The 26,594-nt window shown below is 71.6% G+C and carries 18 protein-coding genes and 2 pseudogenes; 9 read left to right on the forward strand and 11 right to left on the reverse strand.

Annotation, left to right across the window (positions count from 1 at the left end):
- Window positions 1-111: 111 nt before the first annotated feature.
- Window positions 112-2,625 (forward strand): SpoIIE family protein phosphatase, encoded by a 2,514-nt coding sequence (locus EJ357_RS36950; RefSeq protein WP_126396014.1) that lies wholly within the window; start codon window positions 112-114, stop codon window positions 2,623-2,625.
- Window positions 2,626-2,753: 128 nt separating this feature from the next.
- Here EJ357_RS36950 and EJ357_RS36955 read toward each other — a convergent pair whose 3' ends face one another.
- The 7 genes and pseudogenes from EJ357_RS36955 to EJ357_RS36985 all read right to left on the reverse strand — a co-directional run bounded on the left by EJ357_RS36955 (window position 2,754) and on the right by EJ357_RS36985 (window position 9,763).
- The gene (locus tag EJ357_RS36955) at window positions 2,754-3,497 is read right to left on the reverse strand and encodes an SDR family NAD(P)-dependent oxidoreductase (RefSeq protein ID WP_126396015.1); all 744 of its coding nucleotides are present in this window, start codon (window positions 3,495-3,497) and stop codon (window positions 2,754-2,756) included.
- Window positions 3,494-4,422 (reverse strand): annotated as a pseudogene (locus EJ357_RS36960) (fumarylacetoacetate hydrolase family protein). Before EJ357_RS36960 ends, EJ357_RS36955 begins: the two are co-directional and overlap by 4 nt.
- A 13-nt stretch (window positions 4,423-4,435) precedes the next feature.
- On the reverse strand, window positions 4,436-5,368 hold the full coding sequence (locus EJ357_RS36965) for a VOC family protein (RefSeq protein ID WP_126396016.1): 933 nt from the start codon (window positions 5,366-5,368) through the stop codon (window positions 4,436-4,438).
- Between the two features lie 4 nt (window positions 5,369-5,372).
- Window positions 5,373-6,371 carry an amidohydrolase family protein gene (locus EJ357_RS36970; RefSeq protein ID WP_175647651.1) on the reverse strand — a complete coding sequence of 333 codons (999 nt, stop codon included), beginning with the start codon at window positions 6,369-6,371 and terminating at the stop codon, window positions 5,373-5,375.
- Window positions 6,368-7,537 (reverse strand): FAD-dependent oxidoreductase, encoded by a 1,170-nt coding sequence (locus EJ357_RS36975; RefSeq protein ID WP_126396018.1) that lies wholly within the window; start codon window positions 7,535-7,537, stop codon window positions 6,368-6,370. The genes EJ357_RS36970 and EJ357_RS36975 overlap by 4 nt, the downstream gene beginning before the upstream one ends.
- A gap of 286 nt (window positions 7,538-7,823) precedes the next feature.
- Entirely contained in the window at window positions 7,824-8,786 is a 963-nt protein-coding gene (locus tag EJ357_RS36980) for a cyclase family protein (RefSeq protein WP_126396019.1), read from the reverse strand.
- Complete coding sequence (locus EJ357_RS36985; RefSeq protein WP_126396020.1) at window positions 8,783-9,763, reverse strand: fumarylacetoacetate hydrolase family protein; 981 nt, start codon at window positions 9,761-9,763, stop codon at window positions 8,783-8,785. The genes EJ357_RS36980 and EJ357_RS36985 overlap by 4 nt, the downstream gene beginning before the upstream one ends.
- 120 nt (window positions 9,764-9,883) lie before the next feature.
- Here EJ357_RS36985 and EJ357_RS36990 point away from each other — a divergent pair, with 120 nt between their 5' ends.
- Window positions 9,884-10,795 carry a LysR family transcriptional regulator gene (locus EJ357_RS36990; RefSeq protein ID WP_126396021.1) on the forward strand — a complete coding sequence of 304 codons (912 nt, stop codon included), beginning with the start codon at window positions 9,884-9,886 and terminating at the stop codon, window positions 10,793-10,795.
- 69 nt (window positions 10,796-10,864) lie between these two features.
- Here the strand turns inward: EJ357_RS36990 and EJ357_RS36995 are convergent, their stop codons facing one another.
- The 4 genes and pseudogenes from EJ357_RS36995 to EJ357_RS37010 all read right to left on the reverse strand — a co-directional run.
- Window positions 10,865-12,148, reverse strand: coding sequence for an MFS transporter (locus EJ357_RS36995; protein WP_126396022.1), 1,284 nt, complete (start codon window positions 12,146-12,148; stop codon window positions 10,865-10,867).
- A 401-nt stretch (window positions 12,149-12,549) separates the two neighbouring features.
- On the reverse strand, window positions 12,550-14,193 hold the full coding sequence (locus EJ357_RS49695) for a hypothetical protein (protein WP_228472723.1): 1,644 nt from the start codon (window positions 14,191-14,193) through the stop codon (window positions 12,550-12,552).
- 639 nt (window positions 14,194-14,832) lie between these two features.
- The gene (locus tag EJ357_RS37005; RefSeq protein WP_126396024.1) at window positions 14,833-15,945 is read right to left on the reverse strand and encodes an ABC transporter substrate-binding protein; all 1,113 of its coding nucleotides are present in this window, start codon (window positions 15,943-15,945) and stop codon (window positions 14,833-14,835) included.
- A gap of 51 nt (window positions 15,946-15,996) precedes the next feature.
- A pseudogene (locus EJ357_RS37010) lies at window positions 15,997-16,206 on the reverse strand (substrate-binding domain-containing protein); the annotation flags it as partial.
- 586 nt (window positions 16,207-16,792) lie between these two features.
- Between EJ357_RS37010 and EJ357_RS37015 the strand changes: the two are divergent.
- From EJ357_RS37015 to EJ357_RS37045, 7 genes are read left to right on the forward strand one after another with little or no spacing between them, the layout of a single operon-like run.
- Window positions 16,793-19,405 carry a Pls/PosA family non-ribosomal peptide synthetase gene (locus EJ357_RS37015; protein ID WP_126396025.1) on the forward strand — a complete coding sequence of 871 codons (2,613 nt, stop codon included), beginning with the start codon at window positions 16,793-16,795 and terminating at the stop codon, window positions 19,403-19,405.
- Window positions 19,402-21,987, forward strand: coding sequence for a non-ribosomal peptide synthetase (locus EJ357_RS37020; RefSeq protein WP_126400512.1), 2,586 nt, complete (start codon window positions 19,402-19,404; stop codon window positions 21,985-21,987). The genes EJ357_RS37015 and EJ357_RS37020 overlap by 4 nt, the downstream gene beginning before the upstream one ends.
- Before the next feature lie 23 nt (window positions 21,988-22,010).
- A complete protein-coding gene (locus EJ357_RS37025; RefSeq protein ID WP_126396026.1) occupies window positions 22,011-23,015 on the forward strand; it encodes a TauD/TfdA family dioxygenase in 1,005 nt (334 codons plus the stop codon).
- Window positions 23,016-23,035: 20 nt separating this feature from the next.
- On the forward strand, window positions 23,036-24,106 hold the full coding sequence (gene sbnB / locus EJ357_RS37030; RefSeq protein ID WP_126400515.1) for a 2,3-diaminopropionate biosynthesis protein SbnB: 1,071 nt from the start codon (window positions 23,036-23,038) through the stop codon (window positions 24,104-24,106).
- A gap of 41 nt (window positions 24,107-24,147) precedes the next feature.
- Window positions 24,148-25,218, forward strand: coding sequence for a 2,3-diaminopropionate biosynthesis protein SbnA (gene sbnA, locus EJ357_RS37035; RefSeq protein WP_126396027.1), 1,071 nt, complete (start codon window positions 24,148-24,150; stop codon window positions 25,216-25,218).
- 33 nt (window positions 25,219-25,251) lie between these two features.
- Window positions 25,252-25,836, forward strand: coding sequence for an ECF RNA polymerase sigma factor SigK (sigK, locus tag EJ357_RS37040; protein ID WP_126396028.1), 585 nt, complete (start codon window positions 25,252-25,254; stop codon window positions 25,834-25,836).
- Window positions 25,833-26,579 (forward strand): anti-sigma factor, encoded by a 747-nt coding sequence (locus EJ357_RS37045; protein WP_175647653.1) that lies wholly within the window; start codon window positions 25,833-25,835, stop codon window positions 26,577-26,579. Before sigK ends, EJ357_RS37045 begins: the two co-directional genes overlap by 4 nt.
- The last annotated feature ends 15 nt before the right edge of the window (window positions 26,580-26,594 follow it).

The following is a 26,594-nucleotide window of genomic DNA, read 5'->3' on the forward strand; positions in this document are numbered from 1 at the left end:
CAGCCCCGTCCTCCGGGCGGGACAGTGGTCGTCGGGCCCGTGCACATCGGGCGGACTAGCAGGAACATGGTCGTGTACGGGATGGGACCCATGGACGCTGCGTGAGGACCCATGGATGCTCCGCGAGAGGAACCGGACGCGCTCACGTCCGAAGGAGCGCGCGCGCCCTTCGACGCGTCCTCCGACGCGGCTGCGGTGGTGTCCGGTCACGGCGTGGTGCTCGGCTGGACCAAGGCCGCAGAGGAACTGCTCGGCCACCCCGCGTCGGAGATCGTCGGCGGTCCGGCCGCGCGCCTGCTGGCGATGCCCGGCGATCCGGTGCGGGTGGCCGGGGTCGCGGAGCGCTGCCGTGCCGGCATGGGGTGGAGCGGGCTCATCCCCCTACGGCACCGCGGCGGCCGCCGTATCGAGGCGCACCTGCGCGTCTCCGCGTCCTTCCGGCTCGGCGCGGACGAGTGCTTTCTGATCTCCGCACGGGAGCAGCGCCAGCAGTGGACGGTGGACCAGTCCGTCCTCGACGGCTTCCTGACCCGCTCGCCGGTCGGCATGGCCATGATGGACACGCAGCTGCGCTACGTCTGGCTGAACGACACCCTGGAGCGCTTCGGCGGAGTGCCCCGCGAGCAGCGCCTCGGCCGGCGGCTGAGCGAGCTGCTGCCCGGGCTGCAGGCGGAGACCATCGAGGGCCTGATGCGCAAGGTCATCGACACCGGAGTCCCGGTCACCGACTACGAGTACGTCGGCTGGAGCTGGGCCGACCCGCACCGCCGGCACGCCTACTCCACGTCCTTCTTCCCGCTGGTGGACTCCGACAACTCGATCACCGGGGTCTGCTACATGGTCCTGGACGTCACCGAGCGCTGGAACGCCCGCCAGCTGCTCGCGCTGGTCAACGAGGCCGGCACCCGGATCGGCACGACGCTGGACGTGCTGCGCACCGCCCAGGAGCTCGCCGACTTCGCCGTCCCACGCTTCGCTGACTTCGTCGTCGTGGACCTGCTGGAGCCCGTTCTCAGCACCGAGGGACACGGAACGTGGCTCACCGACGCGGGACCCGCCCCCGTCAAGCCCGTCATGCGCCGGGCCGGCCTGAGCTCCGTGCGCGAAGGCGCCCCCGAGGCCGTGGCGCAGGTCGGCGACCGGGTGGACTTCGTGCCCCCGCCGCACGACGCGCATCTGCTCATCGACGGCGAGCCGATCCTCATCCCGGTCCTCGATCCGTCCGACGAGCTGTGGGCCACCGAACAGCCCGAGCGGGCGGCCAGCATGCGCGAGTTCGGCCTGCACTCCCTGATCTCCGTGCCGATGCGGGCCCGGAACACCGTCCTCGGCCTCACCACGTTCGTACGCTCGCTCAACCCCGTGTCGTTCCAGCCCGACGACGTCCTGGTCGCCCGCGAGCTGGTGGCCCGCGCGGCCCTGTGCGTCGACAACGCCCGCCGCTACACCCGGGAACACACGGCTGCGGTCACCCTGCAGCGCAGTCTGCTGCCCCAGGCCCTGACGGGCGGTACGGCGCTGGAGGTGGCGTCCTCCTATCGCCCGGCGGACGCGACGGGCGGCGTCGGCGGCGACTGGTTCGACGTGATCCCGCTGTCCGGCGCCCGGGTGGGTCTCGTCGTGGGCGACGTCGTCGGCCACGGCATCACGGCGGCCGCGACCATGGGCCGGCTGCGCACCGCCGTGCAGACCCTCGCCGACATGGAGATGCCGCCCGACGAACTGCTGGCGCACCTCGACGACCTGGTGCTCCGCCTCAGCGAGGAACAGCCCGGCGAGGCGGTGGCCGGGGCGGCCGACGAGGCGGTGACGGGGGCGGCCGGGACGGCCGAGGCGGCCCACCGCAGCGCGACCGCCTTCCTCGGCGCGACGTGTCTCTACGCCGTCTACGATCCGGTGACCCGGCGCTGCACGATGGCCCGCGCCGGACATCCGCCCCCGGTCGTCATCACCCCCGACGGGCAGGTCTCCTTCCCCGAGCCCCCTGCCGGCCCGCCGCTCGGCCTGGGCGGGATGGCGTTCGAGGCCGCCGAGATCGAGCTCGCCGAGAACAGCCTGTTCGGCCTCTACACCAACGGCCTCGTGGAGGCGGCCGACGGCGACATGGAACGGGGCATGTCCCGGCTCGGCGATCTGCTGTCCCGCCCCGAACTCGACCTCCGTGCCCTGTGCTCGTCCGCGGTCGGGCAGCTGGTGCCCGTGCCGCAGCCCGACGACATCGCCCTGCTCCTGACGCGCACCCACGCCCTGGGCGCCGAACACGTCGTCTCGTGGGAGGTGCCCGTGGACCCGGCCGCCGTCGCCGACGTCCGGGCCCGGGCGACCCGCCAGGTGGAGGCATGGGGCTTCGAGGAACTGGCCATGACGACGGAGCTGATCGTGAGCGAGCTGGTCACCAACGCGATCCGCTACGCCGACCCCCCCATCCGCCTACGACTGCTCCGCGACTCCCGGCTGACCTGCGAGGTCGCCGACGCCAGCAGCACCGCACCACGGCTGCGCCATGCCCGCAGCATGGACGAGGGCGGCCGCGGCCTGTTCCTGGTGGCGCAACTCGCCCACCGCTGGGGCGCCCGCTACACGGCCGACGGAAAGATCATCTGGGCCGAGCAGGAGATTCCCTAGGGATTTGACGGCAGGACAGCGACAACGGGGCATGGGCAACGGGGCGGCGACGGGGCAGCGACGACCGGGTGGCCCGGACCGTCAGTGTCCGCCTGCCCCGGGAGCACGCCGTGCATGACGGTGACCGCTCACGAACGCAGCGCGTCCGAGAGCGACTTGACGCCGCCGTGCGCCGTGAGGCCCCCGTCCACGGGGATCTCGGCGCCGGTGATGAAGGACGCTCCGTCGGAGAGCAGGAACACCACGAGCGGGGTGATCTCGTCCACGGTCCCGGTGCGGCCGAGCGGGGTCTCGCGGATGTTCGCCTCGCGGAAGGCGGGGGCCGCGGAGGCGGTCATCTCGGTCTCGATGTAGCCGGGGTGGATGATGTTGACGCGTATGCCGCGCGGGCCGAGCTCCAGGGCGGCCGCCTTCGACAGGCCCCGCAGCGCCCACTTGCCGGCCGTGTAGGCGACCGGGTAGTGACCGGTGAGCGCGGCCGTCGAGCCGACGTTGACGATGGACGACCCCGGCGGCATCAGCGGGGCGAGGCGCTGGATGCCGAGCAGCGGGCCGGTGACGTTGACCGCGTGGACACGGTCGAAGTCCTCCGGCCGCACCTCACCGATCCGGGCCCGCCAGGTGATGCCCGCGTTGTTCACCAGGCCGTGGACCTGGCCGTACGACTGCCTGAGGTCGGCGGCGAGTTCGGCCCACTCCTCGTCGCTGGTGACGTCGAGGCGGCGGCAGCCGGGGGCGTCCGTCACGTCGGTGGCGATCACCCGGGCGCCCTCGCGGGTCAGCGCCTCGGCCTCGGCGGCGCCCTGGCCGCGGGCCGCGCCCGTGACGACCACGACCTTGCCGAGGAGCCGCCCGGCGGGGAGGCCGTTCACGGCCGCTCCCTGGGACGACGTCGAGCGACCGGAACCGGCACCGGATCAGGGCCGGCCACCACGGTGTTGGACACCGAACCGATGCCCTCCACGGTGAGGGTGACGGTGTCGCCGGGCTTCAGAGGCGGCGGGTCCTGTCTGCCGCGCACCCCCCCCACAGCTCGGCCAGACAGCCGCCGTTGCCGCAGGTCCCGGAGCCGAGCACGTCCCCGGGACGCACCCACGTCCCGCGCGAGGCGTACGCGACCATCTCCTCGAAGGTCCAGCTCATGTTGGACAGCAGGTCCTTGCCGATCACCTCGCCGTTGACCTCGGCGGTCAGCGCCAGGCGCAGGAAACCGTCGGTGTCGCGTTACGGCTCCAGCTCGTCGGCGGTGACCAGGTACGGCCCCAGCGTCGTGGCCGTGTCCTTGCCCTTGCACGGGCCCAGCCCCACCCGCATCTCCGCCGACTGAAGGTCGCGGGCCGACCAGTCGTTGAAGACGGTGTAGCCGACGATGTGCTCGCGGGCCTGCTCCGGGGTGAGGTCACGGCCCTCGCGGCCGATCACGGCGGCGACCTCCAGCTCGAAGTCGAGCACGGCCGACCCCGGCGGCACGGGGATGTCGTCGTGCGGGCCGTACACGGCGTAGGGGTTGGTGAAGTAGAAGGTCGGCGCCGCGTACCAGCGCTCCGGCACCCCCGCGGCGCCGTCCACCGACCGCCGTACACCCTCCACATGCTCCTCGAAGGTGACGAAGTCCCGCACGGTGGGCGGCTGGAGGGGCGGCAGCAGACGTACGTCCGACAGCGGGACGGCCGCGCCCAGGGGGTGGGCGCCGATGGCGTCGAGGGGGGAGGTGCCGTCCGGCAGGGCCCGTACGACGGTGCCCTCCACGACCCCGCACCGACGGCGTCCCTCGTACTCGTAGGTGGCGATGCGCACTGGCCGGCGCCCCTTACACCGGCGGGGCGACGAACACGCCGCGGTCGACGTCGTTGAACGACTCCTTGGCGACCAGCTCGTTCATCGGGTTCGCCGTGCCCCACTGGTCGGTGACCTCGGGCTGGGAGAAGTCGTAGACGTGCGGGTGCCAGGTGTCCTCGTCCAGCTCCTCCAGTTCGGTGGTGTACTCGACGGTGTTGCCGTGCGGGTCGAGGAAGTACGTGAAGGTGTTGTCGCCCGCCATGTGCCGCCCGGGACCCCATATCTTGCGGACACCGGCCCGCATCACCCGCCCCGAGCCGCGCATGTACTCGTCCAGGCCACGCATCTCGAAGGAGATGTGATGCAGGGAGGTGTGCGGGCACTGGGCGATGGCCATCGAGTGGTGCTGGTTGCTGATCCGCATGAAGTGCATGACCTCGCCCATGTGCGGCGAGCTGAGCGTGTCGGAGAGACGGAAGCCGAGGTGGGTCTCGTACCACTGACGGGTCTTGTTCAGGTCGGGGGAGTTGAGGACGACGTGCGACAGGCGGACCGGGATCGCCTCCTTCTCCTCGATGCGACGGTGCCGCCGCGCCGCGACGTCGGCGGAGACCTCGACCGTACGGCCGTCGCCGTCGAAGAAGCGGAAGCCGTAGCCGCCACCGGGAGTGTCGAGCTTCCCCGGCCGGGACACCAACTGCACGCCCCGCGCGAGCAGTTGCTCGGCGAGCGTGTCCACGTCGGCCGGGCTGCCCGCACCGTACGAGACCAGGTCGAGGCGCTTCTCCTCGGCCTTGCGAAGCCGTACGACGTACTGCTCGGGCGAGCCCTCGGCGGCCAGGAAGGAGATGCCGGAGTCCTCGGCGACCTTGGTCAGGCCCCAGACGCCGGCGTAGAAGTCGAGTTGCCTGTCGTAGTCGGGTACGGCGAGGTCGACGTGGCGGAGGTGGGTGAGCAGACGCATGGTGTCAGTCCTTCCGGAGGAGCAGGGCGGCGTTGCCGCCTCGTACGGCGTCGAAGTCGGCATCGGACAGCCGCGCGGCGCGCAGCGCGCCGACGGGGTCCTCGGTGCCCATGTCGAAGGGGAAGTCGGAGCCGAGCAGGACCCGGTCGGCACCCGCCACCCGGATCAACTCCCGCAGGACGTACGGGTCGTGGACGAGGGAGTCGAAGTACAGGCGCTTGAGATAGCTGCTGGGCAGGTGGGCGCAGCCCGCACCCGCGTCGGAGCGCGCGGACCAGGCGTGGTCGGAGCGGCCGAGGTGCGTCGGCAGATAGCCGCCGCCGTGCGCCGCGATCAGCTTGAGTCCTGGATGGCGGTCCAGGACGCCCGAGAAGATGAGATGGGACAGCGCGACGGCGTTCTCCGTCGGCTGCCCGACCGTGTTGGACAGGTACCACCGGTCCAGGCGTTCGTCGAGCGTGCAGCCGAAGGGGTGCAGGAAGAGGATCGCGCCCGTGTCCTCGGCCCGCGTCCAGAAGGGTTCGTACGCCGGGTCCGACAGCTCGCGGCCCGGGGCGTGCGAGGAGATCTCGACTCCCAGCAGGCCGAGCCCCATGGCGTGTTCGAGGGTGCGCACCGCCAACTTCGGGTGCTGCAGGGGCGCGAGACCGAGGCCGTGGAGCCGGCCGGGCGCCCGGGCGCAGTGCGCGGCCGTCGCCTCACCCGCCAGCAGGCAGAGCTTCTCGGCCGTCTCCTCGTCCGCCCAGTAGTGGTAGTGCGACGGGGAGGGGCTGACGAGCTGCACGTCCACGCCCTGCGCGTCCATCGCGGAGAGGCGCACGGCGACGTCGGTCAGGGCCGGGACGCGCTCGCGCACCATGGGGCCGTTGACGGCGAGCGCGGCCGGGCCGTTGCGGAGGGCGTCCAGCGCCCTGGCCTCGGCGAGTCCGGGCCGGCCGGCCACCAGGGCGTCGACCTCGGGGAGCAGGACGTGCGCGTGCACGTCGACGGTGGGCGCGGTCACGGACGCTCCTTCAGCAGGGTCATCGTGCGGCCGAGCAGCCCGGCCATGTCGGGGTCGCGCACGCCGTCCAGCTGCCACTGGCCGATCTGCACCGACGCCTCGACGACGGTGCGCACTCGGGCGATGCGGCGGTCGTAGTAGGCCTGGAACAGCTCGTCGTCCCACTCCCGACCGCTGCTCAGCAGCTCGGCGAGGACGGCGGAGTCCTCCAGGGACATGGCCGCGCCCTGCGCGATCGTGGGCGGGCAGCAGTGGGCGGCGTCGCCGACGAGCACGACCCGGCCCCGGTGCCAGGAGCCCTCGACCAGCAGCCGGTCGAACCAGGTGTAGTTGACCTGCTTCGGATCGGTGATGTGCTCGGTGATCTCCGGCCAGACCCCGCCGTAGGCCCGCGCCAGCCGGCGCATCTCGTCGGCGTACGCGGCCGGGTCGAGCGCGGCGCGGTCGCGGCACGCCTCGACGACGTAGGCATAGAGGGTGTGCTCGCCGGTGGGGGTGTAGCCGGCGATGTAGGCGGGGCCGCCGTAGGCGAGGTCGGTGCGCGTCACGCCCGCCGGCCGCGGGGCGGCGATACGCCAGATGGCCATGCCCGTGGGCTCGGGTCTCTCGGTGATGCCGATCGCGGCACGGGTGGCGGAATTGAGCCCGTCGGCGCCGATCACCAGGTCGTAGCGGCCCTCGCTGCCGTCGCTGAAGCGCACCGAGACCCCGTCGGCGCCCTGCTCCAGGGACTCGGCGGTGGTGCCGAGCCGAACCCGCGCGCCGGACTCACGGACCGCGTCGATGAGGATCTGCTGGAGCTGCGGGCGCTGCATGCCGAGGGTGGCGGGCAGGTCCTCCCCGCCGGTCCGGAAGTCCTCGGCGACGAAGAGGACGGTGCCGTCGGGGGTGGTCACGCCCAGCGAGCCGTACGGGTAGCCGCAGGCGGCTATGCGCTCCCACACGCCCAGTTCGCGCAGGACCCGCAGGGCATTGCCCTGGAGGGTGATGCCGGAGCCTGTGGTGGCGTTCCAGTCGGGCCTGGCCTCGATCAGGTCGACGGCGATGCCGGCGCGGCGCAGCAGGATGGCTGCGGCGTTGCCGGAGGCGCCCCCGCCGATGACGAGGACGGTGGGGGTGGCGGTGCCCCCAGCGGGAGGCTGGGGGAGGGTGCGGCTGTCGGTCATGTCGGGGTCCCTCCCGAGGTGGGGCCGCGCGGCGTCGGGCGGCGGGGGTGCGGGTGTGCAGGGGAGACGCGGTGTGCATGGGAGTGCGGGGGTGCATGGGAGTGCGTGTGTGCGGGGGTGCGGCTCGTGCGCTCCGAGTGCGAGCCGGACAAATCCGGCGGATACTCGGTTGCGGTGGTGTGAGAGGCCACCCGTCAGTGAGCGGACTGACGGGTGGCCAGGGGGCCGGATGCCGGACGGGCCACCGTGGCGGGGGAGAAGGACGTGGCCGACAGGCGTGCGGGCGCTACTTGACGGCGATGGGATTGACGGGGGAGCCCACGGCCCCGGTGATGGGCAGCGGAGCGGCGGTGAGCCAGAACTCGTACACGCCGTCCGTCGCGCAGTCCCCGGCGAGCGCCTCCAGGTCCCACATCTCGCCGATCAGCAGTCCCAGGTGGGGGATGACGACCTGGTGCAGCGGCTGGAAGGCGTTCTCGAACTCGTTCGGCCGTACCTCGAACCCCCATGTGTCGGTGGCGATCGCGGCGATCTCGCCGCGGTGCAGCCAGCCGGCCGTGGTGAACGACAGCCCCGGCGCGGGCCCGCCCGCGTAGTCGCCCCAGCCGTCGCGGCGCACCCGGGCCAGCTGCCCGGTCCGTACGACGACGATGTCGCCGCGGCCCACGCTCACCCCGTGCGCCGCGGCGGTCGCGGTCAGGTGCTCCTCGGTGACGGCGAACCCGTCGGGCAGCTCGCCGTCCTGGCCGACCACGCGGCCCACGTCCAGCAGCACACCACGCCCGGCGACGTGGGGCGCCATGTGCTCGATGCCGGTGACCAGGTCGCCGTCGGAGGTGACGACCTTCTCCGCCGCCCGCCCGTTCCAGGCGTTGCCGTGGTCGAAGATGTGCCCGAGCCCGTCCCACTGGGTGGAGCACTGCAGCGGCATCGCGATCACGTCGTCGGCGCCGCCGATGCCGTGTGGGAAGCCCTGGTTGCCCAGCGCCGCGTCGGTGCCCGTGTCGAGCATCGTGTGCACGGGGTTGGTGCGCCGGCGCCAGCCCTTCTGCGGCCCGTTCATGTCGAACCGCTGCGACAGCGAGAAGCTCACGCCCCGCCGCACCAGCGCGGCGCCCTCCCGGCGCTTGGCCTCGTCGAGGAGGTTCAGGGTGCCGAGCACGTCGTTCGCGCCCCAGCGCCCCCAGTTGGAGTAGGCCTTGGCGGCTTCGGCGATCGCGCCCTCGGGGTCGGTCCGGTCCAGGCTCACGACGCCTCCTCCACACACCGCGTGCGCTGTACGCCCAGCCCGGTGATCGTCCCCTCCATGACGTCGCCGTCGCGCAGCAGCCGCCCCCAGTGCAGGCCGTTGCCGGCCGGGCTGCCGGTCAGCACCAGGTCGCCCGGCAGGAGCCGGGAGGTCTGCGAGATGTACGACACCAGCCGCGCGACGCCGAAGAGCATGTCCTTGGTGGACTCGTCCTGCATGGTGTCGCCGTTGAGCTTGAGGGTGACCCGCAGACCACCCGGGTCGGCGATCGACTCGGCCGGCACGAGCCACGGCCCGAGCGGGGTGAAGCCCGGCGCGTTCTTGCAGCGCAGCCAGTCGGTGCCGATGGCCTTCATGTCCCGCCGGAACACGGTCGCACGATCGGTGAGGTCGTTGGCGATGGTGTACCCGGCGACGTGCCCCAGCGCCTCCTCCACCGACACCCGGTAAGCGGGCTCGGCGATCACGGCCGCCAACTCCAGCTCCCAGTCCGGCTGTTCGGCCCACGCGGGCAGGACGACGTCGTCGTACGGACCGGCGACGGTGCTCGGCAGACCGATGAACACGTACGGCAGGTCCTCGGCGGCCCGCCGGTCCATGACCGCCGCTACCTCGGCCCGCGCCTCCTCGACCGTGCGCGGATCGTCGGGGGAGCGGTGCGCGACCTCCAGGTCGATCACGTGCTGCCGGTAGTTGGCGCCGGACTGGAAGATCTGCCGGGGCTCGACCGGGGCGTGCACCCGCAGCCCCTCCAGCGGCTGCCAGTCCCGGGCGTCGTCGTCGGCCAGGGCGCGCAGCAGGGGGAGCGTGTCCGCCCACCGTCCCAGTACGGCACGCACGTCGGACGGCGCCGAGTCCAGGGCCCGGCTCAGGTCGAGCACTCGTTCCCCGGCCAGGAGACCGGGGAACGGGTCCCCGTCCGGGGCGGAGAACGTGCCGAGTGCGAACGGGCCGGCAGGTTGCACGAGCGTTGCCATCAGATTTCCTCCTGCTGGGTTGCGGTCTACTCTGGCCCTGGTCGACGAATCACGGAAATCAATCTTGTGGATGTGCCGTATCCACGACACGGATGGCTTTCGCTCGCTAGGTGGTGCCCGGTGAACCTGTCCCGACTCGACCTCAACCTGGTCGTGGCCCTGCGCGCGCTGCTGGAGGAACGCAACGTCACCCGGGCCGGCGAGCGCATCGGACTGAGCCAGCCGGCGATGAGCGCGGCCCTGTCCCGGCTGCGCCGCCATTTCGACGACGAACTGCTCGCCCGGACCGGCAACGCCTACGAACTGACGCCGCTCGGCGTCGCGCTGCGGGACCGCAGCGCCACCGCCTGCGATCTGCTGGAACGCGTCTTCGCCAGCCAGGCCGACTTCGACCCGGCCGCCGAGTCACGCGAGTTCACCCTCCTCGCCTCCGACTACAGCGCGTCCGTGTTCGGCTCCGCGCTCGCCCGCGCCGTACACCACGAGGCCCCCGGAATCCGGGTCGCCTTCCAGCACCCGGCGCCCTCCGTCGACGAGAACACCGCCGCCCTGCTGAGCACCGTCGACGGACTGCTGATGCCGCACGGTGTCATCGACGGCTTCCCCTCCATCGACCTCTACCAGGACCGCTGGCTGTGCATGATCGCCGACGACCACCCCGAGGTCGGCGACGCCCTCACCCTCGACAACCTCGCCCGACTGCCCTGGGCCGTCTACCAGCGCCCCTACGACGCCCCGGCCGCCCGCCAGCTGAGCATGCTCGGCATCAGCCCCCAAGTGGAGGTCTCCGTCCAGACGTTCCAACTGCTGCCGCACATGGTCGAGGGCACCCGCCGGGTCGCGATGATCCAGGAACGGCTGGCGCGCAGGGCGGTGCGCTCGGCGGCGGTGCGTGTGCTGCCCTGTCCCTTCGAGGCGGTGCCGGTGCAGGTGGCGTTGTGGTGGCATCCGGTGCATGCGCAGGACGCGGCGCACATCTGGCTGCGGGAGAAGGCGGCGGAGGTGGGGGCGGGGCTGATGGAGGGGGGGTGAGACGGGCCGAGGCGGGCCGGCTGCGGGCCCGTCCTGGCCGGCCGCGCTCACGCGGCGGGGCCGCATGTCTCATTGCGGCCCCGCGCCCCTGGGGCGTTGCCGCGCCGCCGTCCACAATCCGGCCGCGGCCAGCGCCGCGGCCAGCCCCAGCACACCTACCGCACCGACCAGCGAACCCATCCACGCCTCCAAGGCCAGCAGCACCAGCGGGCAGACGAACTCACCCCCGAAGAAGGCCGCCGTCCACAGCCCCGTCCCGCGCCCCCGGTCCTCGAACGCCAGCCGGGACATCGCGCTCGTCAGCAACGCGGGCAGCAGCATCCCCGTACCCAGGCAGTTGACCACCGCTCCGGCCACCAGCAGCGGCGCGTTCTCCGCGAGGAACATCACCCCGAAGCCGACCGCGCAGATCGCGAAGACGGCGGGCAGCATCGGGTCCGGGGCGCGCTTCAGCCGGGCGAACGCTATCGCTCCGCCCACGGTCGCGGCACTGGCGATCGCGGTGGCCAGCCCGATCACACCGGAGTTCTCCACTCCGAGGTCGTCGAGCAGGTACGCCATCTCCACCGGGACGGTGTAGAAGACCATCGCCCCGAAGAAGGTGAGGGCGCTGATGCCCGCCAACTGTCGCCAGGGGAAGGGGCGTTGGAGTCGAGGTGTGGCCTCGTAGGTGTCCCCGGCGGTGGCCGCGTCGGTGGCTTCGTCGGTGGCCGCGCGGGCCGCCGGTCTGGGGAGCGCGGAGGCCATCAGCGGGGCGAGGGCGAGGCTCACGGCGTAGACCCAGAAGGGCACCTTCCAGCCCGCCGCGCCCACGGCGCCGCCGAGCACGAAGAAGACGGTGGCCGACGCGGAGGCGCACATCGTCTGCAGCGCCAGGTACTTCACCCGACGGTGACCGGTGTAGTAGTCGCCGATGAGGGTGGTGCAGCAGGTCATGATGGCGGCCTCGGCGACACCGACCAGGGCCCGGCTCGCGATGATCGCGCCGAGCGAGTCCAGCCAGAGCGGTGCCGTGCCGAACACGGCGTACAGGACGGTCGTGACGACCAGCAGCCGCTTGCGGCCCAGCCGGTCCACGATCACCCCGGCGAACGGGGCCAGCAGCGCCAACGACAGCGCCGGAACGGTCAGGGCGAGGGGGACGAGCGCCTTGGCGCCCGGCGTCGAGGCGAAGTGGTCCTGCATCTTCGGCAGCACCGGGGCGATCAGCACGGCCCCCAGGATCGGCAGACAACTGCCCGCCATCAGCAGGGTCACGCGCAGGAGGTGGGCGGGGCCCGACACGGCGAGGGGCGACGGGGCGGCGTCGTCGACCGTGGCGGAAGGCGGGGTCGGGGACACGGAACCGGGCATGGCGACTCCAGGGGACGGCGTACGGGAGCGGGCATGCCTTTCACGGGCACCGACGGCGCACGGCATGCTGTGGACGCCCACACGGCGGATGCGGTGGACGACCGCGCGCCGGCGGCTGGTCCGGACAGCGGCGTGCGGGTAGGGACGACTATGAGCCGCCCGGCTCCCCGCCGCCATCCTCCGGGCGATCCGAATCGCGGATCGGTCTCATCCATGCCCTGGATGACCTCCTGGAACGCCGACTTCGCACCGGACGGCCCGCGCCGGCCACCCGAGGCGCCTGCGAGCCTGCGCACCCGGCCCGGAACAGCGCAGTGCCGGGCCCGGATACCCGGGCCCGGCATACGGCCGAACCTGCGCCGTCCCTTGAGGGACAGCGGATCAGCTTCTCCTTGTCCTGGTCACCAGTCCTGGTCCTTGGAGTGGTCGGACTTCTTCGGGTGGTCGGGCTTGGAGGGCTTGTCCGGGAGCGACGGCTTGGAGGGCTTGGAGGGAAGTGAAGGCTTCGAGGGGATTGAAGGCTTCGAGGGGATTGAGGGCTTGGAGGGGATTGAAGGCTTCTGCGGGATCGTCGGCTTGGAGGGGATTGAGGGCTTCGCCGGGATGGTGGGCTTGGAGGGGATTGAAGGCTTCTGCGGGATCGTCGGCTTGGAGGGGATTGAGGGCTTCGCCGGGATGGTGGGCTTGGACGGGAGTGAAGGCTTCTGCGGGATCGTCGGCTTGGAGGGGATTGAAGGCTTCGCCGGGATCGCGGGCTTGGACGGGAGCGAAGGCTTCTGTGGAATGGTGGGCTTGGACGGGAGCGAAGGCTTCGCCGGGATGGTGGGCTTGGACGGGAGCGAGGGCTTCTGCGGGATCGCCGGTTTGGCGGGAAGCGAGGGCTTCTCGGGGAGCTTGGGCTTTGCCGGTAGTTCTGGCTTGGCGGGGAGTGCGGGCTTCGCGGGCAGCTCTGGCTTGGCCGGGAGCGAGGGCTTCTCGGGGAGCTTGGGCTTGGCCGGCAGCTCTGGCTTGGCGGGGAGTGCGGGCTTGGCCGGTAGTTCTGGCTTGGCGGGGAGTGCGGGCTTCGCGGGCAGCTCTGGCTTGGCCGGGAGCGAGGGCTTCTCGGGGAGCTTGGGCTTGGCCGGCAGCTCTGGCTTGGCGGGGAGTGCGGGCTTGGCCGGTAGTTCTGGCTTGGCGGGGAGTGCGGGCTTCGCGGGCAGCTCTGGCTTGGCCGGGAGCGAGGGCTTCTCGGGGAGCTTGGGCTTGGCCGGCAGCTCTGGCTTTGCCGGGAGCGCGGGCTTCGCGGGCAGTACCGGCTTGGCGGGGTGCACGGGCTTTGCCGGTAGTTCTGGCTTTGCCGGGAGCGCGGGCTTCGCGGGCAGTACCGGCTTGGCGGGGTGCACGGGCTTTGCCGGTAGTTCTGGCTTGGCGGGGATCGCGGGTTTGACCGGCAGCGCAGGCTTCTCAGGCAGCGCAGGCTTGACAGGGTGGACCGGGTGCGCGGGCTTGGCCGGGAGCGCGGGCTTGACCGGGTAGGCCGGCTTCACCGGGTGAACCGGCTTGACGGGGTGGTCGGGCTTGACCGGGTAGGCCGGCTTCACCGGGTGAACCGGCTTGACGGGGTGGTCGGGCTTGACCGGGTAGGCCGGCTTCACCGGGTGAACCGGCTTCACCGGGTGAACCGGCTTCACCGGGTGAACCGGCTTGACGGGGTGGTCCGGCTTGACCGGGTAGGCCGGCTTGATGGGGTGGTCCGGCTTGATGGGGTGGTCCGGCTTGATCGGATAGGCCGGCTTGATCGGATAGGCCGGCTTGACGGGGGGCCCCGGCTTGATCGGGTACGCCGGCTTCACCGGGTGCCCCGGCTTCACCGGGTGCCCCGGCTTCACCGGATGAACCGGCTTCTCCCCGTGCGGAGGATGGGCGGGCTTCGCCGGGTAAGGCGGGTGCGGGGTGGTGTGGTCCTGTGCGTTGGCGGGGCTCGCGCTACCCAGCGCGGCTGCGGCGAGCGCGGCAGCCATTGCGGCCGGCGCCAGAACAGATCGCCATTTCGGCGATGACGTCATTGTCTCCACTCTCCTCGACTTGGTTCAGGGCCTCGTGACGGCTGGTCAGCACCAAGAGCCGGACAGTGGAATGAATAGGAAATCGGCTGATATGAATAACGCTGCGACGGCCATAAGCCACCGGATGGTGTAGTACTCGGGGTCACGGATTGGCCCGGGTGGTCGCAGCACAGAACGGCCGGTGCGCCACACGCATCCGACGGACCGTCACATCGCCTGCAGACCGCGACCGTCAGCAGTTCAGCGTGCCGATGAGCACCTTGGAGACGTCGTCGGTCGCTCGGAGAGGCGACGACGGCCGACGACACCCTGCACCCGACTCGCGCCCGTGCCGGGCCGAAGGCGAAGCGCAAGATCTGCTCACAGCCCCCTCGGTGAACAGGGCCGACGGGACAGTCACTTCACCGCCTGATCCGCGCCCGCCGACATGCCAGGGACGCCGAGGCTCCCGTACGCCCCCCGGGGGGCGGGCGTCGAGGAGGGCGCGGCCCCGGTGGCGGCCGGCCCGTGCTCCTCCCGCACCGCACCACGACCCGTTCCGTCTCGGTGCCGACCGAAGCGCCGGCCTCCCTTGGCCTCCTCCCTGGCCCCTGGCCTCCCCCTGGGCTGCCCCGGACTGGCCGTCGCCCCCCGGTGCTCTCAGCCGGCGTGAAGAACCCGAAAGCGATCCGGTGCCCCGGGGTCCCGATCGACGACCTGGACCGGTGGCCAAGCCCATTGCCAAACGCCGATGCCCGGCGTGCGGGAGAACTGGATCCGCCCCCGGGTGCCTTCGACTGCGACGCGCGGCCAGGATTCGGCGGTGCGCGCCCGGTCCGTACCGTGAGAACGCAGCAGATCGGCGAGGACGGCGACCGTGTCGTAGCCCTCGTAGGCGACGAAGGAGGGCGCTTCGCCCAGCCGCTCGCGGAGGACCTTCTCGACTCGTGCACCCAGTGGGCCGAGACGCTCGGGCAGGTAGCGCAGGAACGGGACCCCGGCGCCGTCGTCCCCCAGCGCGGTCGCCCACTCGGCGAACTCCGGTTGTCCGGCCGGAGCGCCGATCAAGATCTCGGCGAGGCGCTGGTCACGGCGGACGGACTCGACGATCGGCACGGCCGGATCCGGGTGGCCGACCAGAAGAAGGAGGGCCGTCGCGCGTTGGTCGACGAGTTCGTCGCGCACGGCCGCGGGGCTGAGCGCGCTCATGTCGAGTTCGATGACGGTGCCGCCGCGTGGCGCGAGGCAGTCCCGCAGAATGCGGGTCCCGGCCGCCCAGTAGACACTCGGCTGCGCTGCTACGGCGATTCGGCGGTGGCCCGCGCCGAGGAGGAAGTCCGCGTAGATCTGCCAGCCCCGGGACTGCGGCGGGGACAGGCGCGCGACCCATTCCGTCGGCTGTTCGGTGAGCGCGTCGAGAACCGCCGACGAGCACAGGTACGGCAGGCCGAGGGCGTCGGCCCGGGTGGCGGCGGCGCGGGCGACGACGCTGTGATACTCGCCCGCCAGGGCGGCCACGCCCAGGCCGGCCAGTTCGTCCACGGCCGTCGCGGCCCGCTGCGGATCGGCCGCGGTGTCCCGGACCACCAGTTCGAGCGGCCTCCCGACGATCCCGCCGGCCTCATTGACTTCGCCAACGGCCAGCTCGAGGCCGGCGAGCAAGTGCCGGCCCGCCTCGACCCAGCCGGGCCGAGTCAGCGGAACGAGAGCACCGATCCGGACGGACGGTCCGTCAGCCCGCCCCACTCCAGGCGGCGATGGTGGCGTACTCATGCGTTGACGTCCCCTTCGTGGCGATTCGGCGTGCTGGGCGCGCCTGGCTGATCACGCCGGACATTGCATCCACCCCTGCCGCCGACGGACAACCGAATATTCTCGCAACGACGACAGCCGCCGCACCGACTGCCGGATGACCAACTGCGTGCCGAGCACAACATGGTCGTCACCGGCCGGTGACACCTCGTGCTCCAGGGTCAGACGTACGGCGGTACGGCCGAGTTCTTCGTACGGCACCCGGACCGTGGTGAGGGGCGGGTGAGCTGGGTCTGGCGGCGTCCACCGCCTGTGACGTGCGGGTTGGTCATGGCGGGCCTCCGGTCGACGGGGCGGACGCCTCAATACTTGCACATGGGTGAGCAATTAACTAGCCTGCGCATCGTCGGGCAATCATCTGCTCCGCCAGTGCCGAGACCGTGCCCGCACAGCACCCGCCGATCCGCCGGGGCGGGGGCGTTCGCCGCCGTCTCGGTGCAGCCGGCTCCGCGGGCTGTCACGACCGCCGTTGAGCCGGTGAACCAGCTGGGCAACTCCCGGTGGGCATCGGGCAGATCACTCGGAGTGGGCACAGCCTGTCAGGACCCACCCACTCCAGCGTCGCACGGACACCGCGGGCCCGCACCGCGCAAATCGTGTTGGGCCAGTGCTCAGGAGGCGAAAGCGACTAATTCCATGAAGTTTTGGGATATGGGGATCCGTCCGCCTCTCGGTGTCGAATCAAGAGCATGGGTGGTTTTGGCCCCAGCCCGCGCCATTCGCACTCCGTAGCAGTGCGAAACCGGTGTGCGACGCACGCCGGTCAGAGCGGGTCGGTACTTCCTCGGCACCCTTCGTAGGAGCTGACATGGTGGAAAAGCCAGTGGAAACGTTGCCCTCCGCTCGGGAGGAATCCACGGCCCACCTGGATGGGTGCGGCGAACCGGCCGCAATCGAGACCACCCTCGCCGCGGTGCTCGCCGGGGTCGTACGGACCGAACAGGTGCCGGTCGACGGTCACTTCTTCAATGACCTGGGCGCCGACTCGCTGGTGATGGCGCACTTCTGCGCGCGCGTCAGGAAGCGTGCGGATCTGCCGTCGGTGTCGATGAAGGACGTCTATCGGCATCCGACGATCAGGAGCCTGGCGACGGCGCTCGCGGACACCCCGCCGGTTCACCGAGCGGAGTCGGCGGGCAGGGCCCCGGCCGAGGAGGCGTTCGCGCCCCCACCCCCTGCCCCGGTGCCGGTCGGGTCCCCGGCGGGCATGCGCCGGTACGTCCTGTGCGGCGCCCTCCAGTGTGCGGCCTTCCTCGGGTACGTCTATCTCCTCGCCTTCGGCACCGCCCGGGGCTACGGGTGGATCTCCGCCGGATCGGGTGTGCTCGACGTGTACCTGCGCTCGGCCCTGTTCGGGGGTGCGGCCTTTGTGGTCCTGTGTGTCCTTCCCGTCCTCGCCAAGTGGACGCTCGTCGGCCGGTGGAAGGCCCGGCACTTCCCTGTCTGGAGCCTTGCGTACGTCCGCTTCTGGATCGTCAAGACACTGGTGCGGTCCGGTCCGATGGTGCTGTTCAGCGGCTCGCCGCTCTACCTGCTCTACCTCAGGGCACTGGGCGCGAAGGTCGGGAGGGGCGCCGTGGTCCTGTCCCGGACCGTGCCCGTGTGCACCGACCTGCTCACCATCGGTGACGGCACGGTCGTCCGCAAGGACTCGTCCTTCGCCTGCTACCGGGCCCACGCCGGACTGATCCAGACCGGCCCGGTCACCCTCGGCAGAAACGTGCTGGTCAGCGAGGCCACAGTGCTCGACATCGACACGTCGCTGGGCGACGGGGCCCAGCTCGGACACGCCTCCTCGCTGCATCGCGGGCAGGCGGTGCCCGACGGCGAGCACTGGCACGGGTCCCCGGCACAGCGGACCGACGTGGACTATCAGGTGGTGGGGCAGGCCCGCTGCGGTGCGGTGCGCAGGGCGACCCACAGCGTGGTGCAGCTGCTGCTCGCGCTGGTCGTGTACGTACCCCTGACGGTCGGCGGCGTGGCCGCGCTGCTCGTCGCCGTCCCGCAGCTCAGCACGGCTCTGGAGCCCGGTCCCGCGGTCTTCAGCGACGGGATGTTCTACCTCGAGGCCCTGGTGACGGCATTCGTGCTCGTCTTCGGCGCCGTGCCCGCCGGTCTCCTCGTCCTGACCGCCCTTCCCCGTCTGCTCAGCCTCACGATCACACCGGGCAGGACCTACCCTCTGTACGGCTTCCATTTCGAGGTGCACCGGACGATCGCGCTCCTGACCAACTGGCGGTTCCTGAAGCGCCTGTTCGGTGACAGCTCCGCCATCGTCCACTACCTGCGGGGCCTCGGGTACGACCTCTCCCGCGTCGAGCAGACCGGGTCGAACTTCGGCACCGAGATGAAGCACGAGACGCCGTACCTGAGTTCCGTCGGGCGCGGGACGATGGTCGCGGACGGTCTGTCGATCATGAATGCCGACTTCTCCAGTACCGCGTTCCGCGTGTCCCGGGTGTCGATCGGGCCGCGCAACTTCCTCGGGAACCGGATCGCGTACCCCACGCGAGGCAGGACCGGCGACAACTGCCTCCTCGCGACGAAGGTGATGGTGCCGGTCGACGGGGAGGTCCGCGAGGGCGTCGGCCTGCTGGGCTCGCCCAGCTTCGAGATTCCCCGTTCGGTCCTGCGGGACAGCACGTTCGACGGGCTCAAGGGCCGTGCGGAGCTGCGGCGCGGCCTGGCCGCCAAGAACCGGCACAACGTCGCCACCATGGCGTGGTACCTGCTGACGCGCTGGATCTACGTCTTCGCTCTCACCCTGCTCGTCACCGCGGCCGCGGAGCTGTACGGGCCGCTCGGCGTGACGGGGCTCATGCTGGCCGACCTCCTCGTCCTGCCGTTCACCGTCGCGTACTTCGTGCTGGTCGAACGCCTCGTCACAGCGCTGCGTCCCGTGAAGCCGGTGTTCTGCTCGATCTACACCCCGGATTTCTGGCAGCGCGAGCGCTACTGGAAGGTGCCGTCGGAGACGTACCTGAAGGTCTTCGACGGGACCCCGTTCAAGAACCTGATCTGGCGGTTGCTGGGGGTGCGGATCGGCCGCATGGTCTTCGACGACGGCTGCTATCTGACGGAACGGGCCATGGCCGCCATCGGAGACGGCTGCACGCTCAACTCGGGAAGCGTGCTCCAGTGCCACTCGCAGGAGGACGGCGCCTTCAAGTCCGACCGGAGCACGATCGGCGCCGGATGCACCCTCGGGGTCGGCGCCTTCGTCCACTACGGCGTGACGGTGGGCGACGGCGCGGTGCTCGGCCCCGACTCCTTCCTGATGAAGGGAGAGGCGGTCCCGCGGGAGGCGTGGTGGGGCGGGAATCCGGCCAGGCCGTTCCGCTCGCACGGCGAGGACGGCTCGCACAGCGGGGACGGCTCACACAGCGATGACGAGGGGAGGCCGGCCCCATGGCAGCCATGACGACGTCCGCGGAGACCGGCCGGGAGTTCTGGCGGGGCGTGCTCGCCGTCGGCGGGGTCACCACGGTCCCCCGGTGGACCCTCGACCCGGTGACCGGCGTCGCCGAGCACGAGGCGACGCTTCCCGAGGATCTGATGGGCGAGTTGAGCCGCCTGGCGGACGAACTGGCGGTCCCCCTCCGCTCCGTGCTGCTGGCCGCGCACGCCAAGGTGCTGGCCGCCCTGTCCGGCGAGCAGGAGGTCACGACCGGGTACGTCGCCGGGTCGGCCGGGCGGCCGCTGCCCTGCCGACTGACCGTCGACCCCGACTCGTGGCGGACGCTGGTCCTCCACACCCACCGGGCCGCGTCGGAACTGCTGGCGCACAAGGACTTCCCCGTCGACGGTCTCCGGCGTGAGCTGGGCCTGCCCGGACCGTCCAGCGAGGCCGAGTTCGATCCGGTCGGCGACGGCGGCGAACTCGCCGCGCATGCCGTGCTGCGGCTGGAGATCCCGCGACCCGGCGCTCCGCGCACACTGCGGCTGCGGTACCGGACCGAGTCGTTCGACGCGGACTGCGCCGCGCGGATCGTGGGCTACCACCTCACCGCGCTCACGCAGATCGCCGCCGATCCGGACGCCGCGCATGCCCGGCAGAGCCTGCTCTCCGCCGAGGAGCGCCGCTTCCAGCTCGAAGGACTCGCCGGCCCCCGCCGGGAGTTGCCCGACCGCCGCTTCCACGAGCTGTTCGAACAACGTGTCAGGGCGCACCCGGACGCCGTGGCGGCCGTATGCGGCGACCAGCGGTGGACGTACGGGGAACTCAACGCGCGGGCCAACCGGCTGGCGCGGGCCCTGCTGGCGCGGGGGCTCGGCAGGGAAGGCGTCGTCGCGGTGGTGACGGAGCGGAACCTGGACTGGGCGGCCGCCGTCATCGCGGTCTTCAAGAGCGGCGGTGTGTACCTGCCCGTCGAGCCGCACTTCCCGGCCGAGCGCATCGCGACCATGCTCACGCGTGCCGGGTGCCGGCTCGTGCTGACCGAGCCGGGCAGCACCACGATGCTCGACCGGGCCCTCGACACGCTGCCCGCGGTCCGGGCGCTCCCGGTCGACGCGGCCTACGCGGAGGGACACCCGGACTCCGACCCCGGCGTCGGCGTCGAGCCGGACCAACTCGCCTACATCTACTTCACGTCCGGCTCCACCGGCGAGCCCAAGGGAGCCATGTGCGAGCACGCGGGCATGCTCAACCACCTCTACGCCAAGATCGACGACCTGGGGATCGGCGAGGGGCAGGTGGTCGCCCAGACCGCGCCCCAGTGCTTCGACATCTCCCTGTGGCAGCTGGCCTGCGCGCTTCTGAGCGGCGGGCGGACCCTGCTCGTGGAACAGGACGCGATCCTGGACGTCCCGCGGTTCGTCGACACGATCGCCCGCGGCGGGGTCAACGTGCTCCAGGTCGTGCCGTCGTACCTCGACGCCGTCGTGTCCTACCTGGAGCGCCACCCGCGCGCCCTGCCGGATCTGCGCTGCGTGTCGGTCACCGGCGAGGCGCTGAAAGGGGAGCTCGTACAGCGCTGGTTCGCGGCCCGGCCCGGCGTCAGACTCGTCAACGCGTATGGCCTGACCGAGACATCGGACGACACCAACCACGAGGTGATGGACCGGGCGCCGGACGACGGACGGATCTCGCTCGGCTCGCCCATCGGCAACGTGCACGTCCACGTCGTCGACGAGAACCTGTCACCGGTGCCGCTCGGCGCCCCCGGCGCGATCGTCTTCTCCGGCATCTGCGTCGGCCGGGGCTACGTCAACGACCCCGAGCGCACCCGGCATGCCTTCATGGCGGACCCGCACCACGCGGGCCGACGGCTCTACCGGGGCGGCGACTACGGCCGCTGGACGCCCGCGGGCAAGCTGGAGTTCCTCGGCCGCCAGGACCACCAGGTCAAGATCCGCGGTTTCCGGATCGAGATCGGCGAGGTCGAGAGCGCCATGCTGCGGGCACCCGGGGTCCGAGACGGCGCGGTGGTGGCCGTCGACGGGGCCGGCCAGGGCGGGCGCCTGGTGGCCTTCTACTCCGGTCAGGACCCGCTGGAGGACAGTGCCCTCAGGGACCGGCTGGGCCGGTCGCTGCCCGGGTACATGGTGCCCTCGGAGTTCCACTGGCGGGAGAGCCTGCCCCTGACCGCCAACGGCAAGGTCGACCGCAAGGCGCTGACCGCGCTCGCCGTCCGACTCGCCGCACAGCTCGGCACCGTGGTACCGGACGCCGGATCCGCCGGCACCCACCTCGACACCGCCGAGGAGGACCGCGACACGCCCCGCACGCCGACCGAGCGGCGGATGGCCGCCCTGTGGGCCCGGGAGCTCGACATACCGGAGTGCACGATCCGCAGGCACGACCACTTCTTCGACCGTGGCGGCACCTCTCTGGCGGCGGTGCGGCTCGCGATCGCCCTGGACCGTGCGGTGGACATCAAGGACCTCACGCGCCACCCGGTCCTGGCCGACCTGGCCCGCGTCGTCGACGGCAGGTCCCGGGCCGCCGCCCGCCCGGCCGCCGCGGCAACGGTCGGCCCCGCACCACCGGCTTCCTCCTGAACCACGACCGAAAGGAGACCGCGATGCCGTCCTTGCTCCCCGTGTCGACGCTCGCCGTCGACCTGCAGCCCGGCAAACCCCCGATCGTGCGTGCCGACTCCACCGGCGACGCGGCGAGTTGGGCTGCCGAGCACCGGGACGCGGTGCGGGCCCTCGTCGCCGAGCACGGTTCGGTCCTGGTCCGCGGCCTCGGGCTCGGCGACCAGGCCGCGGCCGCGGCCGTCTTCCGGCGGCTGGCGTCCGGTCTGATGACCGAGAAGGAGGCGTTCGCATCCCGGCGGACCTACGCCGACGGCGTGTACTCCTCCTCGAAGTGGCCGCCCCACCAGCCGATGTGCATGCACCACGAACTCAGCTACATCCTGGAGTTCCCCGGCCTCATGCTGTTCGCCTGCCTCGGTGCCCCCGCCGCCGGCGGCGCGACCGCGCTGGCCGACGCGCCGACCGTGCTGGGCGCGCTGCCCACCGATCTCGTCGAACGGTTCCTCAGAGACGGCTGGCTGCTCACCCGCACCTACAACGAGGAGATCGGGGCGTCCTTGGCCGACGCCTTCGGCACGGAGGACCGCGGTGCGGTCGAGAGCCACTGCCGAGCGAACGCGATCGAGTTCGAGTGGCAACCCGACGGCGCACTGCGCACCTGGCAGCGCCGCAGCGCCGTGGTGCGGCACCCGGTCACCGGCCGGCGCTGCTGGTTCAACCAGATCGCCTTCCTCAACGAGTGGACGCTCGCCCCCGAGATACGTGAGTACCTGGTGGACGTCTACGGCGCCGACGGGCTGCCGTTCAACACCCGCTACGGCGACGGCGCACCGATCGGCGAGGACACCGTCCAGTTGCTGAACGAGGTCTACCAGTCCCACACCGTGCGCGAGCCATGGCAGGCCGGCGACCTGATGCTCGTCGACAACGTGCGCACCGCCCACAGCAGGGAGCCGTACGAGGGGCCGCGCGAGGTGCTCGTCGCGATGACGGACGCGGTGCGCCTGGCCGACTGCTCGCCGACCGTGGAGGTGATCACCGAATGACCACCACCCGTTCCACCGGTATGTCCGACACCCCGTCGACCACCTGGGCGGCCGCACCGCCCGGACCGGTCACCGTGCCGCCGTTCGCGGTCGTGTCCGGCGGCCAGGTCCAGCAAGCGCTGCAGGGGCGCGAGAAGCAGATCGTGGAGGTGGTCGAGGACACCTACCGGCTGCACAGCGCCGGCGACTCGGTGAACCCGCCGTCGCACTTCCTGCGCTTCCCCGACCGCCCCACCTCACGGATCATCGCCCTGCCCGCCTCGATCGGCGGGGAGGCGGGGGTGGACGGCCTGAAATGGATCTCCAGCTTCCCGCAGAACGTGGCGGAAGGTATCCCGAGGGCCTCGGCGGTACTCATCCTCAACGACCGCCACACCGGCTATCCCTTCGCCTGCATGGAAGCCTCGATCATCAGCGCCACCAGGACGGCCGCCTCGGCGGCACTGGCGGCGGACACGCTCAGCCGCGGCCGACGGCGCCCGACGCGCGTCGGATTCGTCGGGACGGGCCTGATCGCCCGCTACATCCACACCTTCCTGGCCGGTACCGGCTGGTCCTTCGACTCGATCGGCGTACACGACCTGTCCGCCGACAGCGCGGCCGGTTTCCGCTGCTACCTGGAGCAGTCCGGCGCCACCGGCTCGATCGTCGTGCACGACGGCCCGGAGCAGCTGATCCGCCGGAGCGACCTGGTCGTCTTCGCCACGGTCGCCGCCCGGCCGCACGTCAGCGATCCCTCGTGGTTCGCACACCATCCGCTCGTGCTGCACGTGTCACTGCGCGACCTGGCCCCGGAGGTCGTGCTCGCCTCGGACAACTTCGTCGACGACGTCGACCACTGTCTGAGGGCGGAGACCTCCGTCCACCTGACCGAACGGCTCACGGGCAACCGGGATTTCCTGACGGGCACGCTGGCGGACGTGCTGGCCGCACGCGTGACGCCGTCCACGGACCGGACGGTGGTGTTCTCGCCCTTCGGCCTCGGGGTGCTCGACCTGGCAGTCGGCAAGTACGTCTACGACGAGGTGGCGGGCTCCGGAGAGCTGCACGTCGTCGACGGCTTCTTCCATGAGCTGCGCCGGTACGGATGAACAACGCCGGCCCGGCCGCTCTTCGATCCGCGGAGGCCATCGTGTCAGTCATATCCGCTCCCTACACCTTCAACGAGGAGGATCTCTACGTCGACCTCGAGTCGATACTGGGGCGCAGGCTCTTCCTGAAATGCGAGGGCTTCAACTTCGCCGGCTCGATCAAGCTGAAGCCCGCGACCGAGATGGTGGAGGCCGCCGAGCAACTGGGCGTCCTGACCCCGCGGTCGGTCCTGCTGGAGTCCTCGTCGGGCAACATGGGCGTGGCACTCAGCATGATCGCGGCGAGCAAGGGCTACCGGTTCCTGTGCGTGACGGACTCCCGCTGCAACCTGTCGACCAGGCTGGTGATGGAGGCCCTGGGCGCCCAGGTGCACGTGATCACGGAGCCGAGCGCCCACGGTGGCTTCCTCCGTGCGCGGCTCGACTACGTCCGCGCGCTGTCCGCCCTCGACAAGCGGTACGTGTGGCTCAGCCAGTACACCAACCCGGGCAACTGGAGAGCGCACTACCGCAGGACGGCACCGTCGATCGCCCGCTCCTTCCCGGGACTGGACGTGTTGTTCGTCGGGGCCGGCACCACCGGGACCCTGATGGGATGCGCCCGCTACTTCCGGCAGTGGCACCGGCCGGTGCGCATCGTGGCGGTGGACAGCGTCGGCTCGGTGACCTTCGGCGGCACCCCCGGACGCCGCATGCTTCCCGGCCTGGGCATGAGCGTCAGCCCTCCGCTGCTCGACGAGTCCTACGTGGACGAGGCGGTGCACGTCGAGGAGGCGGACACCATCCGCGCCTGCCACCACCTGGCCCGACGCGGCTTCCTCTTCGGCGGCTCCACCGGAACCGTCGTCAGCGGCGCGATGCGCTGGCTGGCCGCGCACGACTCGGCCGGCCTCACCTCCGTGGCCATAGCCCCTGACCTGGGCGAGCGCTACCTCGAAACCGTTTACCAGGCCAACTGGGTCCAGGCCCTCTACGGCGCCGACGCGCTCCACCCCGACGACGCGGTCGCCGTCGGCGCCCCGGGCTCCTGGGAAACCGAACCCGCCCGGCTGCGAGATGCGGACGGCGGCCGGGCCTCGGACACTGGGGGAGGGCGGGTGAACCCAACATGATGGATCGGGGCAGACACACAGGTAGGAGGGGGTGTGGCGAAACGGCAGGCCCCTGGGGCCGGGCACATCCGTACATCCGAGACGGATCGGCTGCTGGTGTCCGTCGCTGCCGGCAGCCAGGACGCCTTCGCCCGGCTGTACGACGCGGCCGCCGGCCCGATCTACGGAATCGCGTGCCGGGTGCTGCAGGACCCGGCCCGCGCCGAGGAGGTCACCCAGGAGGTCATGCTCGAGGTCTGGCAGAGCGCCCCCCGCTATCGGCCCGAGAGCGGGCACGCCATGACCTGGATGATGACGATCGCCCACCACCGCGCCGTGGACAGCGTCCGCACGCTGCGCAGGTCGGCTGAGCGCGAGCGCGCCGTCTCCCAGCACGAGTCGACTCTCGCCTTCGACGACGTCGTGGAGACGGTGGAGGCGCTCGGCGAACGCGAACAGGTCCGCTCGTGCCTGAAGGAGCTCACCGCCGAGCTGCGACAACCGGTCGTGCTCGCCTACTACCAGGGCCTGACCCATACCGAGATCGCCGCGGCGCTGTCCCTGCCGCTCGGCACCGTCAAGAGCCGCCTGCGCAGGGCACTGACCCGCCTGCGGCACTGTCTGGGAGCTCCGCCGTGATCACCGCCGATCCACACGACCTCGCGGGTGCCTACGCGGCGGACGCCCTCACCGGGGAGGAGCGGGAGACGTTCCTGCGGCACGTCGCCGACTGCCCCGACTGCGCCACCGAGACCGCCCTGCAGCAGGAGGCCGCGGCCTGGCTCGCCCTCGCGGCGGCCCGCACCTCGCCGCCGGGTCTGAGAGAACGGGTTCTCGCCGAGGCGGCCCGGACCCCCCAGCTCCCCCCGACGCTCCCCGCTCAGGCGGGCGAGCGCCGCAGGCGGCGATCCACGCCACGCCTGGTGCATCTCGCGCTGGCCGCCAGCCTGGCCGCGGCCGCCGCGCTCGGAGGTCTGGCGGCCTGGCAGCACCAGGAGGCGCGGCAGACCCGCCAGGAGGCCGCGAGCCAGGCCGCCGACTTCGCCCGGCTCCTCGCCGCCCCCGACACCGCGTTCGTCAAGAAGGACCTGTCCTACGGCGGCTCCGGCACCGTCGCGGTCTCACGCCGACTGAACCAGGCCGCCTACTTCTGCCGGGGACTGACTCCGCTGCCCGCCGACAAGATCTACCAGTTGTGGTACGTCGCCCCCGGGAACAAGGTCCGCTCCGCAGGCCTCCTTCGCGCCGAATCCACCCTCCAGGCCGTGTCCCTTCCCCCGCCCGACACCGCCGCCGCCCTTGCCGTCACCGTCGAACCGAGCACGGGCTCCGCCAAGCCCACCACCGATCCCCTCACCACCTGGCTCCTGCCCACCGCCTGACCGCCGACAACTCGA

Source organism: Streptomyces cyaneochromogenes (assembly GCF_003963535.1).
GTDB classification, from domain to species: Bacteria; Actinomycetota; Actinomycetes; order Streptomycetales; family Streptomycetaceae; genus Streptomyces; species Streptomyces shaanxiensis.

What these genes read in the sequence shown, in the direction of transcription:
- EJ357_RS37015 (WP_126396025.1), top strand. Translation starts at nt 16,793, where the DNA reads ATGGTGGAAAAGCCAGTGGAAACGTTGCCCTCCGCTCGGGAGGAATCC.
- EJ357_RS36965 (WP_126396016.1), bottom strand. Translation starts at nt 5,368, where the DNA reads ATGCGTCTGCTCACCCACCTCCGCCACGTCGACCTCGCCGTACCCGAC.
- EJ357_RS36995 (WP_126396022.1), bottom strand. Translation starts at nt 12,148, where the DNA reads ATGCCCGGTTCCGTGTCCCCGACCCCGCCTTCCGCCACGGTCGACGAC.
- EJ357_RS36950 (WP_126396014.1), top strand. Translation starts at nt 112, where the DNA reads ATGGATGCTCCGCGAGAGGAACCGGACGCGCTCACGTCCGAAGGAGCG.
- EJ357_RS37025 (WP_126396026.1), top strand. Translation starts at nt 22,011, where the DNA reads ATGCCGTCCTTGCTCCCCGTGTCGACGCTCGCCGTCGACCTGCAGCCC.
- EJ357_RS37005 (WP_126396024.1), bottom strand. Translation starts at nt 15,945, where the DNA reads ATGAGTACGCCACCATCGCCGCCTGGAGTGGGGCGGGCTGACGGACCG.
- EJ357_RS49695 (WP_228472723.1), bottom strand. Translation starts at nt 14,193, where the DNA reads ATGACGTCATCGCCGAAATGGCGATCTGTTCTGGCGCCGGCCGCAATG.
- EJ357_RS36975 (WP_126396018.1), bottom strand. Translation starts at nt 7,537, where the DNA reads ATGACCGACAGCCGCACCCTCCCCCAGCCTCCCGCTGGGGGCACCGCC.
- EJ357_RS36985 (WP_126396020.1), bottom strand. Translation starts at nt 9,763, where the DNA reads ATGGCAACGCTCGTGCAACCTGCCGGCCCGTTCGCACTCGGCACGTTC.
- EJ357_RS37020 (WP_126400512.1), top strand. Translation starts at nt 19,402, where the DNA reads ATGACGACGTCCGCGGAGACCGGCCGGGAGTTCTGGCGGGGCGTGCTC.
- sbnB (WP_126400515.1), top strand. Translation starts at nt 23,036, where the DNA reads ATGTCCGACACCCCGTCGACCACCTGGGCGGCCGCACCGCCCGGACCG.